The following is a 244-nucleotide window of genomic DNA, read 5'->3' on the forward strand; positions in this document are numbered from 1 at the left end:
CATCGACGACTGCTGGATGCAGCACGACCGTGACGCGGCCGGCAACCTCCAGGTCGACGCGGCCCGCTTCCCGCACGGCATGAAGTGGCTCGGCGACTACATCCACGGCAAGGGCCTGAAGTTCGGCACCTACGAGGACGCCGGCTACAAGACCTGCCAGGGCGCAGCCGGCAGCTACGGCCACTTCCAGGCCGACGCGAACCTCTACGCCTCCTGGGGCATCGACTACCTCAAGCTCGACTAC

General features: G+C 66.8%; 1 pseudogene. It reads left to right on the forward strand.

The window, feature by feature from the left end:
* Window positions 1-244 (forward strand): annotated as a pseudogene (locus F0L68_RS41075) (alpha-galactosidase); the annotation flags it as partial.

This window comes from Solihabitans fulvus, assembly GCF_008386585.1.
Lineage (GTDB): Bacteria > Actinomycetota > Actinomycetes > Mycobacteriales > Pseudonocardiaceae > Solihabitans > Solihabitans fulvus.